This is a genomic window from Rhodococcus sp. OS5 (genome assembly GCF_056837585.1).
This window is the reverse complement of sequence record NZ_CM166368.1, coordinates 5,343,712-5,358,085: the sequence shown is the minus strand read 5'-3', so window position 1 is coordinate 5,358,085 and position 14,374 is coordinate 5,343,712. Positions and strand designations below refer to the sequence as shown.

Annotated in this window: 15 protein-coding genes; 10 read left to right on the top strand and 5 right to left on the bottom strand. The window is 61.9% G+C overall.

Going from position 1 to position 14,374, the window contains the following annotated elements; genetic code table 11:
* The first annotated feature begins 111 nt into the window (after positions 1 to 111).
* On the top strand, positions 112 to 873 hold the full coding sequence (locus ACVZUB_RS24970) for an SDR family NAD(P)-dependent oxidoreductase (RefSeq protein ID WP_081558427.1): 762 nt from the start codon (positions 112 to 114) through the stop codon (positions 871 to 873).
* Between the two features lie 15 nt (positions 874 to 888).
* On the opposite strand, the gene ACVZUB_RS24965 is transcribed toward ACVZUB_RS24970, so the two are convergent.
* Together ACVZUB_RS24965 and ACVZUB_RS24960 are read right to left on the bottom strand one after the other, a co-directional pair.
* Complete coding sequence (locus ACVZUB_RS24965) at positions 889 to 1,665, bottom strand: SDR family NAD(P)-dependent oxidoreductase (protein ID WP_007732641.1); 777 nt, start codon at positions 1,663 to 1,665, stop codon at positions 889 to 891.
* On the bottom strand, positions 1,662 to 2,300 hold the full coding sequence (locus ACVZUB_RS24960; protein WP_007732640.1) for a hypothetical protein: 639 nt from the start codon (positions 2,298 to 2,300) through the stop codon (positions 1,662 to 1,664). The genes ACVZUB_RS24965 and ACVZUB_RS24960 overlap by 4 nt, the downstream gene beginning before the upstream one ends.
* A gap of 188 nt (positions 2,301 to 2,488) precedes the next feature.
* On the opposite strand from ACVZUB_RS24960, the gene ACVZUB_RS24955 reads away from it, so the two are divergent.
* From ACVZUB_RS24955 to ACVZUB_RS24935, 5 genes are all read left to right on the top strand, one after another.
* Entirely contained in the window at positions 2,489 to 3,388 is a 900-nt protein-coding gene (locus ACVZUB_RS24955; RefSeq protein WP_312638348.1) for a LysR family transcriptional regulator, read from the top strand.
* Between the two features lie 83 nt (positions 3,389 to 3,471).
* A complete protein-coding gene (locus tag ACVZUB_RS24950) occupies positions 3,472 to 4,503 on the top strand; it encodes a hypothetical protein (protein ID WP_312638347.1) in 1,032 nt (343 codons plus the stop codon).
* 5 nt (positions 4,504 to 4,508) lie between these two features.
* Positions 4,509 to 5,495 (top strand): hypothetical protein, encoded by a 987-nt coding sequence (locus ACVZUB_RS24945; protein WP_312638346.1) that lies wholly within the window; start codon positions 4,509 to 4,511, stop codon positions 5,493 to 5,495.
* A gap of 9 nt (positions 5,496 to 5,504) precedes the next feature.
* On the top strand, positions 5,505 to 6,794 hold the full coding sequence (locus ACVZUB_RS24940) for an adenylosuccinate synthetase (protein WP_390890689.1): 1,290 nt from the start codon (positions 5,505 to 5,507) through the stop codon (positions 6,792 to 6,794).
* Positions 6,791 to 7,441 (top strand): NUDIX hydrolase, encoded by a 651-nt coding sequence (locus ACVZUB_RS24935; protein WP_020909123.1) that lies wholly within the window; start codon positions 6,791 to 6,793, stop codon positions 7,439 to 7,441. Before ACVZUB_RS24940 ends, ACVZUB_RS24935 begins: the two co-directional genes overlap by 4 nt.
* Positions 7,442 to 7,447: 6 nt before the next feature.
* Here the strand turns inward: ACVZUB_RS24935 and hppD are convergent, their stop codons facing one another.
* Entirely contained in the window at positions 7,448 to 8,653 is a 1,206-nt protein-coding gene (gene hppD / locus ACVZUB_RS24930; RefSeq protein WP_058037677.1) for a 4-hydroxyphenylpyruvate dioxygenase, read from the bottom strand.
* Positions 8,654 to 8,848: 195 nt separating this feature from the next.
* Between hppD and ACVZUB_RS24925 the strand changes: the two genes are divergently transcribed.
* Positions 8,849 to 9,361 carry an Lrp/AsnC family transcriptional regulator gene (locus ACVZUB_RS24925; RefSeq protein WP_003939810.1) on the top strand — a complete coding sequence of 171 codons (513 nt, stop codon included), beginning with the start codon at positions 8,849 to 8,851 and terminating at the stop codon, positions 9,359 to 9,361.
* Here the strand turns inward: ACVZUB_RS24925 and ACVZUB_RS24920 are convergent.
* A complete protein-coding gene (locus ACVZUB_RS24920) occupies positions 9,349 to 10,893 on the bottom strand; it encodes an MFS transporter (protein ID WP_482627854.1) in 1,545 nt (514 codons plus the stop codon). The genes ACVZUB_RS24925 and ACVZUB_RS24920 overlap by 13 nt on opposite strands.
* A 56-nt stretch (positions 10,894 to 10,949) precedes the next feature.
* On the opposite strand from ACVZUB_RS24920, the gene ACVZUB_RS24915 reads away from it, so the two are divergent.
* A complete protein-coding gene (locus tag ACVZUB_RS24915) occupies positions 10,950 to 11,600 on the top strand; it encodes a TetR/AcrR family transcriptional regulator (RefSeq protein WP_030537009.1) in 651 nt (216 codons plus the stop codon).
* 4 nt (positions 11,601 to 11,604) lie between these two features.
* On the opposite strand, the gene ACVZUB_RS24910 is transcribed toward ACVZUB_RS24915, so the two are convergent.
* Entirely contained in the window at positions 11,605 to 12,705 is a 1,101-nt protein-coding gene (locus tag ACVZUB_RS24910) for an adenylate/guanylate cyclase domain-containing protein (RefSeq protein WP_007732623.1), read from the bottom strand.
* A gap of 206 nt (positions 12,706 to 12,911) precedes the next feature.
* On the opposite strand from ACVZUB_RS24910, the gene ACVZUB_RS24905 reads away from it, so the two are divergent.
* Both ACVZUB_RS24905 and ACVZUB_RS24900 read left to right on the top strand, forming a co-directional pair.
* Positions 12,912 to 13,631, top strand: a complete 720-nt coding sequence (locus ACVZUB_RS24905) for a DUF6319 family protein (RefSeq protein ID WP_030537011.1) — start codon at positions 12,912 to 12,914, stop codon at positions 13,629 to 13,631.
* 74 nt (positions 13,632 to 13,705) lie between these two features.
* Positions 13,706 to 14,362, top strand: a complete 657-nt coding sequence (locus ACVZUB_RS24900) for a S1 family peptidase (protein ID WP_007732621.1) — start codon at positions 13,706 to 13,708, stop codon at positions 14,360 to 14,362.
* Positions 14,363 to 14,374 lie beyond the last annotated feature (12 nt).

The window sequence follows — 14,374 nt, the reverse complement described above, 5'->3', positions numbered from 1 at the left end:
GCTTGGTTGTTTTGTAGGTCGAGTGTAGACGACAAACAGCGGCAGTCACCAGAATCGACCGGTCCCTCCCGCAAAAGGGACCTCTGCGTCGACGGACATTGGAGTAGTCACATGGGCAAGCTCGAAGGCAAAGTTGCACTCATCACCGGTGCGGGTCAGGGAATCGGGCAGGGGATTGCCCTGGCCTTGGCCAAAGAGGGCGCCGTGATCGCCGTTGCCGGCCGCACCGAATCCAAGTTGCACACCACGTGCGGACTACTGGCTGACATCGGTGCGCGCGGTGAGGCGGTGGTCTGCGACGTCAGCAAGAAGGACGACATCACCGACGCCGTGGACCGTACCGTCGAACTGTTCGGCGGAATCGACATCCTGGTCAACAACGCCAACGACTGCAAGCCCGGCCCGCTCTTGAGCGTGCTCGACGAAGACTTCGAGCGTTCCTTCGCGACGGGGCCGCTCGCCACCCTGCGCATGATGCAGGCGTCGTACCCCCACATGAACAGTCGTGGCGGTGGCGTCATCATCAACATGGTCACCTCGGCGGCGGTGCGCTGGGATGCCAGTAACTACGGCGCTTACGGTTCCATCAAAGAAGGCATGCGCTCGTTGACCCGCGCTGCCGCCTGCGAATGGGGCAAGGACAACATTCGCGTTCTCAATGTTGCCCCGCACGCCAAGACTCCCGCGTTGCAGTGGTGGATGGAAAAGAATCCCGAAGAGGCAGCGGCATTTGTCGCAGGTATTCCGCTGGGACGCGTCGGAGACCCCGAGACCGACATCGGTCGTGCCGTCGTCTTCCTCGTCAGCGAAGACGCCGGGTACCTCACGGGTGCCACGATCCCGCTCGACGGCGGCCAGTCGCGCTGGGGCTGACCGCCATCGACCCGATCAGGTCATCACGGCGCCGCCGTCGACGGCAATCGTCTGGCCGGTGACGTTGCGAGCCTTGTCACTGAGCAAGAAGGCGACCATCTCGGCGATGTCTCCGGGCGTCTGAGCTCGACCCATCGGAACCATCTGTGCGACAAAAGAATCGAAGACGTCAGCATCGGAAACATCTGTGAGCGAGGGATCGCGTCGACGCAGTTCCTTGATGGTTCGAAGCCACATGTCGGTGAGGATCAGGCCGGGCATGACCGTATTCGAGCGAAGTCCTCGAGTCGCACCGATCCGGGCGACGCTGTGACTCATCTCGATCACGGCGGCCTTCGATGGTCCGTAGTGCGCGAGCATGTCACCGCCCAAGCGGGCACCGATCGACGCGATGTTGACGATCGCTGCCGGACCCTCGGTTCTGCTCACGAATTCGCGGCACATCAGGAAGCTGCCCTTGGTGTTCACCGCAAAGGTGTTGTCCCACTGGTCTTCGGTGATCTCGAGGAACGGAGTGAAGACGCCGATTCCGGCGCCGTTGACGAGTGCAGTCGGGCTTCCGGCCGATGCAGCCACGTCGAAGGCGTTCTTGACGTCACCTTCACGTCGAACATCGCATCGTGCCGTGTGGACTGCTACGCCAAGGCTTTCCAGGCGTGCTGCGGTGTCGGCGAGTGCGGCCTCTTCGATGTCGAGGAGAAGCAGGGTGCCGAAGTCCTCCGCAAGGCGCTCGGCAATAGCGGCGCCCAACCCGGCAGCTGCGCCGGTGACAATGGCTACGGGCGCGCTCACGGCAGGTGCGTTTCGAGCAGTGGGGCAAGCAGTTCGGCTGCGCGCGCCGCAGTGATGACCTCGCTCGGGTCCACCTTGGTCACGACTTTCGAAGCAGAATCTTCGTAGACATGCTCACCGATGAGTCGCCCCTGCTCGTCGTACGGCCAGACAAATGCCAAGGTCCGACGCACGAGATACCAACCGTCGGGGTCGATGTCCGACGACTGTTCGGGGGCTGCGGGGGTGGATCCACCCGATTCGTGCACCGCGCCGAACACCCCGTCTCCCAGAATCGATCCTGGGACGAATTGACTGAAGAGAGTCTCACCCGAGAATCCGCTGTCGGAGACCGCGAAGTCGGACTGTCCGGTCCACATGACAAGGGTGTCCGTCTCGGCGAGTGACTGGTAGAAGTTGGTGACGGCGTCCATGCCGTCGAGGACAATCGACTGCCCGTCTTCGAACAACCGGTAGACGGGTTCTTCGACGGTCATGTCGGGCGAGAGGATTTCCTTGTAACGACCGGAGACCTCGAGCAATGCGTGGCGCCGGTAGTTTCGGAGGATCTTCTGGTGCCGCGGATTGTCGATGGTTTCCAATTGCTTTTCGACGCCATCCATCATGTGGACGAATTCGTGCTCGTACTTGCTCATCACATCTCCTGGTTTCGCGGATTCGGCGGGCTGTCCGGATCTGCGACAACTGTGACCTGACGTGGCATTCGCTGTACATGTAGAACTTCGTTCGACAATTGCCGGTTTGCTTAACTCCGCTGTTCAGATACCGTGATGGTCATCACTTTGCTGGCGAACGGCGGCCTAAGACAACCGAATGGACGGTAATGAAAAAGGCGAGAAGAGGTGAAGATCTGAATCTGCGGTTGGTGTCCTCGTTGCTCGTCGTCGTGGCGGAAGGGCACTTCGGACGAGCGGCAGACCGGTTGTTCGTCACGGCGCCTGCTCTCAGTCAGCAGATTCGTCGACTCGAGGAGCAGGTGGGAGTCGAGTTGATCGATCGCAGTTCGCACCCGGTGGTGCTCACCGCCGCGGGTGAGGTGTTCGTCGCGGATGCACGGCCCGCTCTCGAGTTCGCCGTCCGCGCGATGAACGGACTCGACGCACTCGAGCGTCGGCGGGCCAGGCGGTTGCGGATCGGATTCATCAACGGGGCGGCCGGAAGTTTGGGACGTGCGGTGATCGATTCGTTGCATGCGGAGGTGGAGCTGGTCCAATTGGACTGGTCCCAACAGGTTTCCGCGGTGGCGAGCGCGACCGTCGATGCCGCCTTCGTGCGCCCTCCACTGCCGGTGCTCGACGGTGTGGTGCTCGAACGGATCGGCGTCGAACCGCGGGTGGTGGCCCTGCCTCGAGGACACCAACTGGCGGGCCGTACGAGCATCGAGATTTCTGAAATAGATGGGACTGTGCAGGTTTCGAGTGACGGTGCGCCACCCGAATGGGTGAAATGGTGGTCGGTGGACCCGCGCCCCAGTGGTGTACCCGTCCGGTACGGTCCCTCTGTCCGCACGATGGACGAAGCGCTCGAGGTTGTCGCCAACGGTCGGGCGGTGGTGATAACGGCAGCAACCATTGCCGAGTACTACACCCGCTCGGATATCAGTTTCGTGCGCATTTCCGATATCGAGCAATGTTCGATCGATCTGTGTACCCGTGAGGGCGACAGCAGTCCGGCAGTGATCGAGCTACGCAAAGCTGTTTCAGCCCTCGGTGCCGACAGGTGATTGCTGTGTCCTGATGTGATGCGCATGTACTCGGATGAATACGCATTCTTGCCGCTTTCGTTTTAGTCGCTTAGACTAAAACCATGAAAACGACGCACACTGCACTCGAAACGGTCGAGACGGCCAAGGTTTCGGCTGATGTGTTCGGGGGAGTCCCCAGTGATCTCGACTCCCGCCGCGCTGCAAAGCGTCGTTTTCATCGGCTCGCCTCAGCCATTCATCCGGACCGGGCGAAGCCCGAAGATCGGGTGCGATACTCGGCCGCAACATCTCGATTGAACGAGCTTTACCGCAGTTGGACAGCGGAGTTCGAGCCGGCAGATTCTCGACCCGTTTATGTCGGCGAGCGGGGCGAGTACATGTTGAGTGGACTGGTAGCGCGCGGCTCGGTCGCTAACCTGTACCGGTCCGATGCCGGTGTCGTACTGAAGATTCCGCGAAACCCTCGGGCGAACTCGATGATCGAGGCCGAAGGGAATGTGCTGACGGACATCGAGAATTCGTGCGAAGCCGGTTGGGCAGTCTCGTACTTCCCGCGATTGATCGATCGAATCACCCATGTGGGCAGCGGCACGAGACGTCAGATCGATGTGCTGGACGATCTGACCGAAGGTTTTGTGAGTCTCGCCGACGTCCGTGAGGCGTATCCGGGTGGCCTCGATCCACGGGACTGGGCGTGGATGCACCGACGGCTACTTCGGGCTCTGGCAGCAGCGCATGCGACTGGTTGGGTGCACACCGCGATTACCGCGGAGAACGTGCTGATCGAGCCTGATCGGCACGGGGTGGTGCTGGTCGGCTGGTCCTTTGGCACCCGTACGGGCAGCCGCCCGGTGGCGACGATCGGTTCCGATCGTGATTCGTACCCACCGGAACTCGGCGAAGGAGCGTCTCCGGCCTGGGACGTCTACATGGCTCATCATTTGATGCTCCGAATGCTGGGCGAGCAGACCCACGAACGGATGAAGGTGTTCGCCGACGGCTGCATGCAGGACAACCCGAGATTGCGTCCCGACGCGGTCGACCTACTGGGTGAGTTCGACGAACTCCTCGATCTTCTCTATGGCCAGCGGACATTTCGTCCGTTCGCCGTTCCATCCACGAAAGGACAGTGATTGTCATGGGCTACGGAAACTGGGACGACAACACCTATTTGGCGGGCAAGACTTTTCGTGCCGCACGCGGTGTCGACGATTTCGGTTACACCGATTCGCTTCGGTCGCGTCCGCGAAGCAGTTGGAAAGCGGACCCGACCCTCGACCCCTTCGGCGTCGACAAGCGTGAATGCCGAGACTCGGCCGGGCACCCCGATTCTCTCCCGATAGCAGTGCTTTTCGATGTCACCGGCTCGATGGGCGCTGTTCCTCGAATCATGCAGGACAAGCTCGGAAAGCTGCACGGGCTGCTGCAACGCAAGGGATACGCGGATGATCCGCAGATTCTGTTCGGTGGTATCGGCGACGCCGATTCCGATCAGGTGCCACTACAAGTCGGCCAGTTCGAGTCGGGTAACGCGATGGACGAGCAGCTTCGGACGATCTTCCTCGAGGGCAACGGTGGTGGACAGAAGTCGGAAAGCTATGAATTGGCAGCATATTTCATGGCGCGCCACAGCAGTACGGATGCCTGGGAGAAGCGCGGAAGGAAAGGCTACCTCTTCATCATCGGCGACGAGCTGAACAAGCCGCGGCTCTCGGCTCGTCACATCCGTTCGGTGATCGGCGACAAGGTACGTCAGGACGTATCGGTCTCGTCGATCTACCGTGAACTCGAAGAAAGATGGAATGTTTACTTCGTTCTGCCAGATCAGTCGTCGTACTTCAACGATCCGGAAATCGCGGATCACTGGAAGAAGTTGCTCGGTGAACGCTTCGTCAAACTCGACGACCCCGCTGCGGTGTGCGAACTGATCGCGCTGACGGTCGGAATCGGCGAGGACCGCATCGACCTGCGTGACGGACTGGCGGATCTCTGCGACATCGGTTCAAAAGCTGAAGCCGAGACCGTCGGCAAGGCTCTCGCTCTAATTCCAGGGCGCAGCACCGCGACGGTGGCCGGGTTGCCCCACGATCTCGGAACCGATACGGACGATGTTGATTTCGCATAGAAGGAGAGCATGATGGAGCCGTTCGAAGACCGCGATATCGTCGTCGTAGACCTCGGGTTCGGAGATGCGGGGAAGGGAGCAACCGTCGATTGGCTTTGCTCCGACCAAGCCGATTTGGGTGTGGCCGCAGTGGTCCGCTTCAACGGTGGGGCACAGGCAGCGCACAACGTGACGGTCGGCGAGCGCCACCACACGTTTTCGCAGTTCGGTTCGGGAACGCTGTCCGGCGTCCCGACGTTTCTCTCGAGATTCGTGTTGGTCGAGCCCATCGCGCTCGCCCGGGAGGCGCGTGCTCTGGAAGCGCTCGGAGTTCGAAATCCGTTCGATTTGATACGGATCGACGCGCGCGCATTGTTGACGACGCCGATTCACGTGGCCGCCAACAGGGCCCGTGAGGATGCTCGCGGCGGTAACCGACACGGCTCGTGTGGCAAGGGGATCGGTGAGACCGCGGCGTACGCGCTCGAAGTTGCGAATGCGCCTACGGTGGGAGACTGCCGGCGACCTGACTCCTTGCGTCGTAAGTTGTCGGCGTTGGTCACATTCTACGGACCGTTGATCGCGGAGAGTCGCCACGGTTTTCCGCCGATCGACGACATGGTCGACATGTACGCGGAATTCGGTGCCGTCGTGGACATCGCCGACCCGGATGCGCTGGGCGCGTTGGGTGCCGGTGGTCGTCTGGTATTCGAGGGGGCACAAGGTGTCCTTCTCGACGAGTGGCGGGGGTTTCACCCACACACCACGTGGTCGACGGTCGAGCCGTCCAACGCGCGAGCAATGATCGACGAGTTGGGCCGGGACAGTTACGTACTCGGCGTCACCCGCACCTACATGACACGACACGGAGCTGGGCCCTTCCCGACGGAGGATCCGGAGTTGGCGAAGGTGTTGCCCGAGTTGCACAACGGGACGGGTGAGTATCAAGGCGGATTCCGGACGGGCCACTTCGACGAGTTGTTGTTGCACTACGCAATCGAGGTGAGCGGTGGCGTCGACGGTTTGGCGCTTACTCATCTCGATGCGATGGATCGCGCGCGGGCTGCAGGCATCCCGATCCACGGGGTGCACGCGTACGAAGGATTGCCGTTCGTTCCCGTCGGAGAGTGGAAGGATCTCGATCACCAGCAGGCGCTGACAGATTCCCTGAAAGCCGTAGGGATCGTGCCGAAGGAACTTCCGGCCGACCCGGAGGATTTCGCCCGGTATCTGAGCGAGGAAATGGGTGCGCCGGTAGTGCTGACCGCGAACGGTGCCGACCGGGTCGATCGTCAGATGCGATGCCCAGTGCCTGCATGATGGACGGTGTGGACCAGTCACTTGTCTCGATCGATGTCATCGCGCTCCGGTTCGGCAATCCGGAACCCGGGATGTTGCGATTTGCCGTCACTCCGCGGCAAGCGGAGCCGTACACCGGGCAGTTGGCGCTGCCCGGTGTACTGCTGGGCGCCGGTGAGCGGTTGCAGGACGCCGCCAGGCGAGCCGTGACCACCAAGCTCGGAATTCCCGACGAGAAGATCCTCGTCAGCGGTCAATTGACCGTGTTCGACGAACCCAATCGCGACCCCCGCGGTCCGACGCTCTCGGTGACGATGTGGGCAGTGATCTCGTCGGACGAGGTGCCGGGTTCGGCCGAATGGGTGAGCTGGGACAACCCGGGGGACCTTGCGTTCGACCACAATCGGATAGTCGCCGATACCCGCCCGATCCTTGCTGACACCCTGTTGTGGCGAGATCAGGCATTCACGCGGGCACTACTGGGTCCGTCGTTTCCGGCGTCGTACGCGCTGGCCGTGGCGGAGGAGCTTTCCGGTGTGCGTCCGGACCCGGGCAATTTGAACCGGACGCTCAAAGCGTTGCCAGGGCTGGAACGTACGGACGAACGAGTCCGGGTCAGTGCCACCGGGCGACCCGCGGTGGTCTGGGCGTGGACCGAAAACAGCTGACCTACCTCAGAAGTTGCCCCGCGCGGCCTGCTCACGCTCGATCGCTTCGAACAGGGCTTTGAAGTTTCCCAGTCCGAATCCCAGTGAGCCGTGGCGTTCGATGATCTCGAAGAACACGGTGGGACGATCTCCGATCGGCTTGGTGAAGATCTGAAGAAGATAGCCGTCCTCGTCGCGGTCGACGAGGATGCCTCGCTTCTGCAATTCCTCGATCGGAACTCGAACCTCTCCGATACGCGCGCGCAATTCGGGATCCTCGTAATACGAAGCCGGAGTAGAGAGAAACTCGATTCCTTCGTCGACCAGAGCATCGACTGCTCCGAGGATGTCGTTGGTCGCAAGTGCGAGATGCTGAGCGCCGGGACCTTGGTAGAACTCGAGGTACTCGTCGATCTGTGACCGCTTCTTCGCGATGGCAGGTTCGTTGAGTGGGAACTTGACTCGGTGATTGCCGCTCGAGACGACCTTGCTCATCAGCGCGGAGTAGTCGGTGGCTATGTCGCCGCCCACGAACTCGGCCATGTTGGTGAATCCCATGACCCGGTTGTAGAAGTCGACCCACTGGTCCATCTTGCCGAGTTCGACGTTGCCGACGACGTGGTCGAGGGCCTGGAAGATGCGCTCGGGCGCGCCGTCACGCTTGCGGTACGACGACGTCCGTTCGACGTATCCGGGAAGGTAAGGGCCGGTGTAGCGGGAACGGTCGACGAGGGTGTGCCGAGTCTCGCCGTACGTCGCGATGCTGGCCAGGCGAACGGTGCCGTGCTCGTCGGTGACGTCGTGCGGTTCGCTCAACACCGTCGCACCTTGGGTGATGGCGTGCGCGATGCACTTGTCCACGTCAGGGACGCTGAGCGCGATGTCGCGGATGCCGTCGCCATGACGGCTGTGATGCGCGATCAACTCGCTTGTCGGATCCACAGCACCTTTGACGACAAAGCGCACGGCACCGCTCTTGAGTACAAACGCGTGGTGGTCGCGGTTTCCCGTCGACGGGCCTGAATAGGCCACCAATTCCATGCCGAATGCGGACTGGAAGAAATGTGAAGTCTGCGTGGCGTTTCCGACGATCCATTCGAGGCCGTCCCAACCACTCACCGGGAAGGGATCGTGATCGCTGTCGTACTCGACCAGTCCGACCAGCTGGCGTAATTGCTCCAGATCCAGGCCGGCCAACTGTTCGTCGTCGGTGAGAGTCTGTTCGACGGTCATGGTGAGTCCCCTCTGAGTGCGATGTACACAGCGCGGTGCTCGAGTTATGTTCGGCACTGCCAGTACAAACAGATAAGTCCTTCAGAGGTTGGGTAGTCAACGGAGGTAGTTGAAAGTAGACACAGCGCCGGAATGCAAAGATGGTGGCACTGTTTTGTAGGCAATTTGCATAGTTGAACGACGAGTGGAGCGGACGTGAATCTCGACGCAGTGGATCTGGCTCTGTTGGACGCGATGAACAAGCACCCGAGAGCCGGTGCGTTGGAGCTTTCGCGTCAGGTCAAGGTTGCGCGGGCGACAGTGCAGGCGAGATTGAAAAGGATGGAAGATGCGGGCGTCATCGCCGGATACGCGCCGCACATCAATTTGGCTGCAGCGGGTTTCGGAGTACAAGCATTCGTGACTTTGCAGATCGCCCAGGGGGCGCTCGACACCGTCACCGCGGAACTCGAGGCAATCCCCGGTGTGCTCGAAGCCTTTGCCACCACCGGCTCCGGCGACGTGCTGTGCCGGATTGCCGCTGCGTCGCACGAGGATTTGCAAGCGACGCTGCTCGAACTGAATCGGTCGGGGATAGCCACCCGGTCGACCAGCGTCATGGTTCTCTCGGTTGTGGTGCCGCTCCGGTCGATGCCCCTCCTGCAGACTCTGCAGTCGGAGCAGACGACCAAGGCCCCGGCGTACCGACGAGGCGGTCAGTCTCGCTGACGACCCGGAGCCCAGAATCCCAGAACGATCGCGGATACCCACATGATCGCAGCGAGCGTGAGTGCTCCTTGATCCATGCCTTTGATGAAGGCTTCACGGGCGAATTCGGCCAACTGGGCACCCTGCGGCCCGGCTGCTTCGGCGACGTGGAGAGCGGCGGCCAGAGAACCGGATACCGGCTCCTTGGCCGGTTCGGGTAGCAAGTCGACCGCGGGCTGGACGTAATTTCCGTAGCCGGCGGCGAGGATACTTCCCGCCAGTGCAACGCCGATGGCGGAGCCGATCTCACGGGTTGCGTCGTTGACTGCTGAGGCAACCCCCTGTTTGGAGTCCGGTGCGTTGGAGACGATGGCAGCAGTGGCGGGGGTTGTCGACAAACCCAATCCAATAGCGGCCACTACCAAGGGAACACAGACTTCGGCATAGGTCGAACTGGCATCCAAGCGCGTCAGGAGTGCAATTCCGGTTCCGAGGAAGGCGACACCGGTTGCGGTGAGGGCGCGTAGACCGATACGCGGAATCAGCAGGGGCGCAACCACGGACAGGGCCATCACCGGCACGGCGATCGGCATGAGGGCGAGCGCCGATTGCAGGGGGGAGTAGTCGAGCACCAGTTGCAGATACTGCACGATCAGGAAGAACAAGCCGAAAGTCGCCAGGAATTGCAGGGTCAGTGACGCTGCGCCGCTGCCGAATGCACGATTGGCAAACAGTCTGACGTCCAGAAGTGGGTGGCGAGTGCGTAATTCGACCCAGCTGAAGATTGCTGTCATGGCAATTCCGCCGACCAGCAACGCGAGAACTACCGGATCGAGCCAACCACGGGCCGGCGCCTCGATCATCCCCAGGACGAACAGTCCGATCGAGCCGGCGATCAGCGCTGTACCAGGTAGATCGAGTGGAGTTGCCTCCGTGTCCTTCGACGTCACGATCGTGAACGACACCACGAGGATGAGGACCGAGACGACGGCCAGGCTGACGAAAATCGAATGCCAGGACCATTTTTCGAGGAGTAGCCCGGAGACGACGAGTCCGGCGATTGCACCGGACCCTGCGACGCCGGACCAGACTCCGACGGCGCGGGCACGCTGCGCCGGCGGGAAACCTGCAGTGAGTAGAGACAGCGTCGCCGGCATGACAAATGCGGCGCCGACGCCGGATATCACGCGGGAGACGATGACCCACGACGGTTCGTCCGCGAAGACCGGAATCGACGAGCCAGCAGCAAAAACGAGTAGTCCGAACATGAGCAGTTCTCGTCGACCGTATCGATCGCCGAGTGCGCCCGCCGGCAACAAGAGACAAGCCAGCGTGAGCGTGTACCCGTCCACGATCCACGTGAGCTGGCTCTGTGTTGCACCGGTATCGCGGGCCAAGTCGGGAAGGGCCGTGTTGAGAGCGGCCATCGCTGCGACGACCAGCGCGACGGCGCAGCACGCGACCGTCAGCATCCAGATCTGTCGGATGGTCCACGTGGACTGTTCGAGCGTCGTATCGCTACTCACGAAACCTCCCGATAGAAACAAGACCATCAGTATCGTTACAAGAACAGCAGTTCCACAACCCCCAAGTGGGTATAACTGAAGTTGTGACGGTGGGAATCGACAAGCAGGGAATCGAACAGCAGGGAAACGACGAGGACCCGCGCAAACAGCGTTCCAGGTCCAGGTTGCTCGACGCAGCGACCACGCTGCTGGCAGAAGGCGGCGTCGACGCCGTGACGATCGATGCCGTCACCAAGTTGGCCAACGTCGCGCGTGCGACGCTGTACCGCCATTTCGACAGCGGCACGGAGTTACTCGCCGCGGCATTTGCACGTCTACTGCCGCCGGTGCCGGAGATGTCCGGTGAAGGCGATCTCCGCGCGCAGTTGCTCGAGTTGTTGACCAGTCAGGCCAAGGCCATCGAAAGCGCACCGATCCAGGTGACGGCGATGTGCTGGCTCGGCTTGGGGCCGGAACTGAAGGGTTATTCGAGCGTCGATGCCCTGTCCACGGACAAGCCCGAATTGCGATCGCTGCGCCAGACGGTTTTCGAGCAGTACCGACACGCGTTCGATCGGATCCTGCGCTCGCCGGACGCGATCGACGCGTTGGGGGAGTACGACTACGACGTCGCACTTGCTCAGTTGGTCGGACCTTTGGTGCTCACCAAGCTGGCCACGCTGACGCCTCTCGGGGAGGCTGCGTGTGAGCAGATCGTGGACGACTTTCTGGCTGCACGCGGAGTGTCGAGCTGAGAGCTCACGGCTCCAGATTGCGGCGTAGCACGTACTGCTCGAGCCTGTCGATGCCGCGCACTCGTCGCGGACGAAGGTGTCGCAGTTTGAAATTGGCGTCCGAGCCGAGCTGGGTGGCCAGCTCGGAGTCGATCAGCACAGTGCCGGGACGAGCAGAGCTGGTGAGACGCGCGGCCTTGTTGACCACCGAACCGTAGAGATCTCCGAAGCGAACCAACGTCGGCCCCATGGCCAGACCCACCCGAAGCTGCGGATCGTCGTGATCGGCGAGGACCGCCTGCTGGATCTGCAAAGCGATCTCGGCGGCGTGGTGGGGACTTTCAGCGGCAAACATGACCTCGTCACCGACGGTCTTGACCACCCAGCCGTAGTTGCGACCGATGATTTCGGTGGACGCGGACTCGAACCGCTCGAGCAGATCGTTGAGTTCGGCGGAGTCGAGGCCGCGGGTCAGCGAGGTGTACCCGACGATGTCGGCGAAACCCACAACCAGAACACGACTCGCTACTTCTTCGCCCGGGTTTCCCACGTTGCGGCCCGTCGACGACGCGACGTGACGCTTCCATACGTACGTCTGCAGAGATTCGACAGCGGGAATGATCTCGGCGCCGAGGCGCAGAACGATCTTCCGGATCGCTTCGGGCTCGTGATCTGCCGAGTCGGCGAGCTGGTCGATGATGTGTGTGCTGATCAGCGAGACCTGCCACTCAGCCAACCTCGACATCGACTGCCCCAGTGAACGGGCGGCAGCCACCTCACTGCTCTGCGAGATGACTCCTCGATTGACCATGTCGATGATCGTCTTGAGGGCGTTGGCGTCTTGCTGGGTGAACATGACGGCGTCTGGATCCTCGTCGACGGCAAAGCCCATCGCGACCCACAAACGATCGGCACGCTCGCGTGTCACACCGGCGAATTCCGCGATCTGCGATTGCGTGAAGCAGCGCGGTCCGCCGAGGAGGGACTCCTCGATGTCGGCTTGAATCCGGCTGAGCAGATGAGCATCGACGTCGACCGGATCAGCAGTGTGAGGTTCGGCAACGTGAGATTCAGCAGGGGCGGGTTCGGTGACCTCGTCGATCCACTCTGACTCCGAACTGCTCACCGTGCTCCTTATTGCCGCAACGAATTTCTGTCCACCATCTTCCACGCGGTGCCCCGAGAACAGTACTGAATTGGCCGAACCGTCTACGGATCCTCGGGCTCAGGCGGGCGGTGAGAGTCAACACGTCGGTGGCTTGTGCAAGAGTTGCCCCGAGAAAAGCACTGTCGATACCGAAATGCACGAGATACTTCTGAAAGGACCTGCGCATGCCACCCCGTAGACGTTCCGGCGCTGCCGCATCAACGCCGGATCACCTCACTGCGGACAATCTGGCAGCGCTCGCCACGGCTGTCGCCGAAGGCAAGCGCGCCACCGTCTATCTGCGCGAGGCGACTCCCAGCCTGGGGATCGAAGCCGGTACCTCGGCGAAAGTCGTGTCGGTGGACGGCAACACCGTGATGATCCGCCCCAAAGGCGTCAACGACGAATTGCCTTTCGAGGCAGAGGAATTGCGCATAAACCGCGTCTCCGCGGCACCGGCCAAACCGGCGCCACGGCCCAAACCAGTTGTGGAGTCCGAGCCCCTGATGGAGCCACTCGTAGAGCCTGTTCGACCGAAGCCGCGTGCGCAGCCTGCACCCGCTCCGGTACCGACTGCCACTGCTGCCCCTGCCGCGACACCTCGTCCGGCCGTCAAGCGTGCGAAGAAACTGCCGGCCGGTATCAGCGTCACCATCCATGCCGGCGCGGACAACGACTGGAGCGTGACGGTCACACAGGGCGCCAAGCGTCCGGGCAAAGCAGTTCCGGTCGCACCCGATGCGGTCGAGCGAGCTGTCCGCGAGTTGGGTGAGCCCACCGCAATCGAGGCTGTCGAGTCCATCATCGTCGCTGCACGGGACATGGCTGCAGCGCGAGTCGACGAGTTGAGTCGTCAGCTCGAGGAGGCACGCAAGATGCTCGAAGCGCTCGGAGCTACCGACTAGAAACGCTGCGTAGGTCCGCACTTTCCGGGGTATGCGTTTTTTGCAGCGGGGAGATTACCGGCGGAGAGATTGTGATGTTGCAGCGAATTGTTTCGGCTCTGGCAGCGTTGGTCTTGGCACTCGGACTCGGGTTCATCGTCAGCAGCAATGCGGTTGCTGCACCCACGCCCATGGGTGGTGGTTCGGGCATCATCATCGACAATCAGCTGGTCTGTACGTTGACCACTATCGGTCACGACAACGGCGGCAGACTCGTAGGTATCACCGCAGGTCACTGCGGTGGTCCTGGATCGTTCGTGATCCCGGAAAGCAACGAGGACGCAGGCGTGGTCGGCACGTTCGTCGAGTCGAACCCGGACCTGGACTACGGGGTCATCCAGTTCGATCCGGGCAAGGTCACACCAGTTCGAACGGTGGGCGCGGCAACCATCACCTCGATCGGCGCTCCAGCCAGCTTCCCGGCTACAGCCTGCAAGGAAGGCCGTACGACGGGCACGACCTGCGGCGTCGTCTGGGGAGACCTGAGCGCCGACGCATCCACCTGGACTCAGATCTGCGTCGACCACGGTGATTCGGGAGCCCCGGTCACGGTCGGGACGACGCTGGTCGCGATGGTCAACGCCTACCTCTGGGTGCCGTGCCTGGGGCCGGAACTCGGCACCAACATGACCTCCATCGTGGACACGATCAATGCCCACGGAGGTGTCGGCGCCGGGTACCGGCCGATCTAGCGGCGGGCTGGG

Coding starts and splice junctions, on each gene's coding strand:
- ACVZUB_RS24970 (WP_081558427.1), top strand. CDS start 112: ATGGGCAAGCTCGAAGGCAAAGTTGCACTCATCACCGGTGCGGGTCAG.
- ACVZUB_RS24960 (WP_007732640.1), bottom strand. CDS start 2,300: ATGAGCAAGTACGAGCACGAATTCGTCCACATGATGGATGGCGTCGAA.
- ACVZUB_RS24955 (WP_312638348.1), top strand. CDS start 2,489: ATGAAAAAGGCGAGAAGAGGTGAAGATCTGAATCTGCGGTTGGTGTCC.
- ACVZUB_RS24950 (WP_312638347.1), top strand. CDS start 3,472: ATGAAAACGACGCACACTGCACTCGAAACGGTCGAGACGGCCAAGGTT.
- ACVZUB_RS24945 (WP_312638346.1), top strand. CDS start 4,509: ATGGGCTACGGAAACTGGGACGACAACACCTATTTGGCGGGCAAGACT.
- ACVZUB_RS24940 (WP_390890689.1), top strand. CDS start 5,505: ATGATGGAGCCGTTCGAAGACCGCGATATCGTCGTCGTAGACCTCGGG.
- ACVZUB_RS24935 (WP_020909123.1), top strand. CDS start 6,791: ATGATGGACGGTGTGGACCAGTCACTTGTCTCGATCGATGTCATCGCG.
- hppD (WP_058037677.1), bottom strand. CDS start 8,653: ATGACCGTCGAACAGACTCTCACCGACGACGAACAGTTGGCCGGCCTG.
- ACVZUB_RS24920 (WP_482627854.1), bottom strand. CDS start 10,893: ATGGTCTTGTTTCTATCGGGAGGTTTCGTGAGTAGCGATACGACGCTC.
- ACVZUB_RS24905 (WP_030537011.1), top strand. CDS start 12,912: ATGCCACCCCGTAGACGTTCCGGCGCTGCCGCATCAACGCCGGATCAC.
- ACVZUB_RS24900 (WP_007732621.1), top strand. CDS start 13,706: ATGTTGCAGCGAATTGTTTCGGCTCTGGCAGCGTTGGTCTTGGCACTC.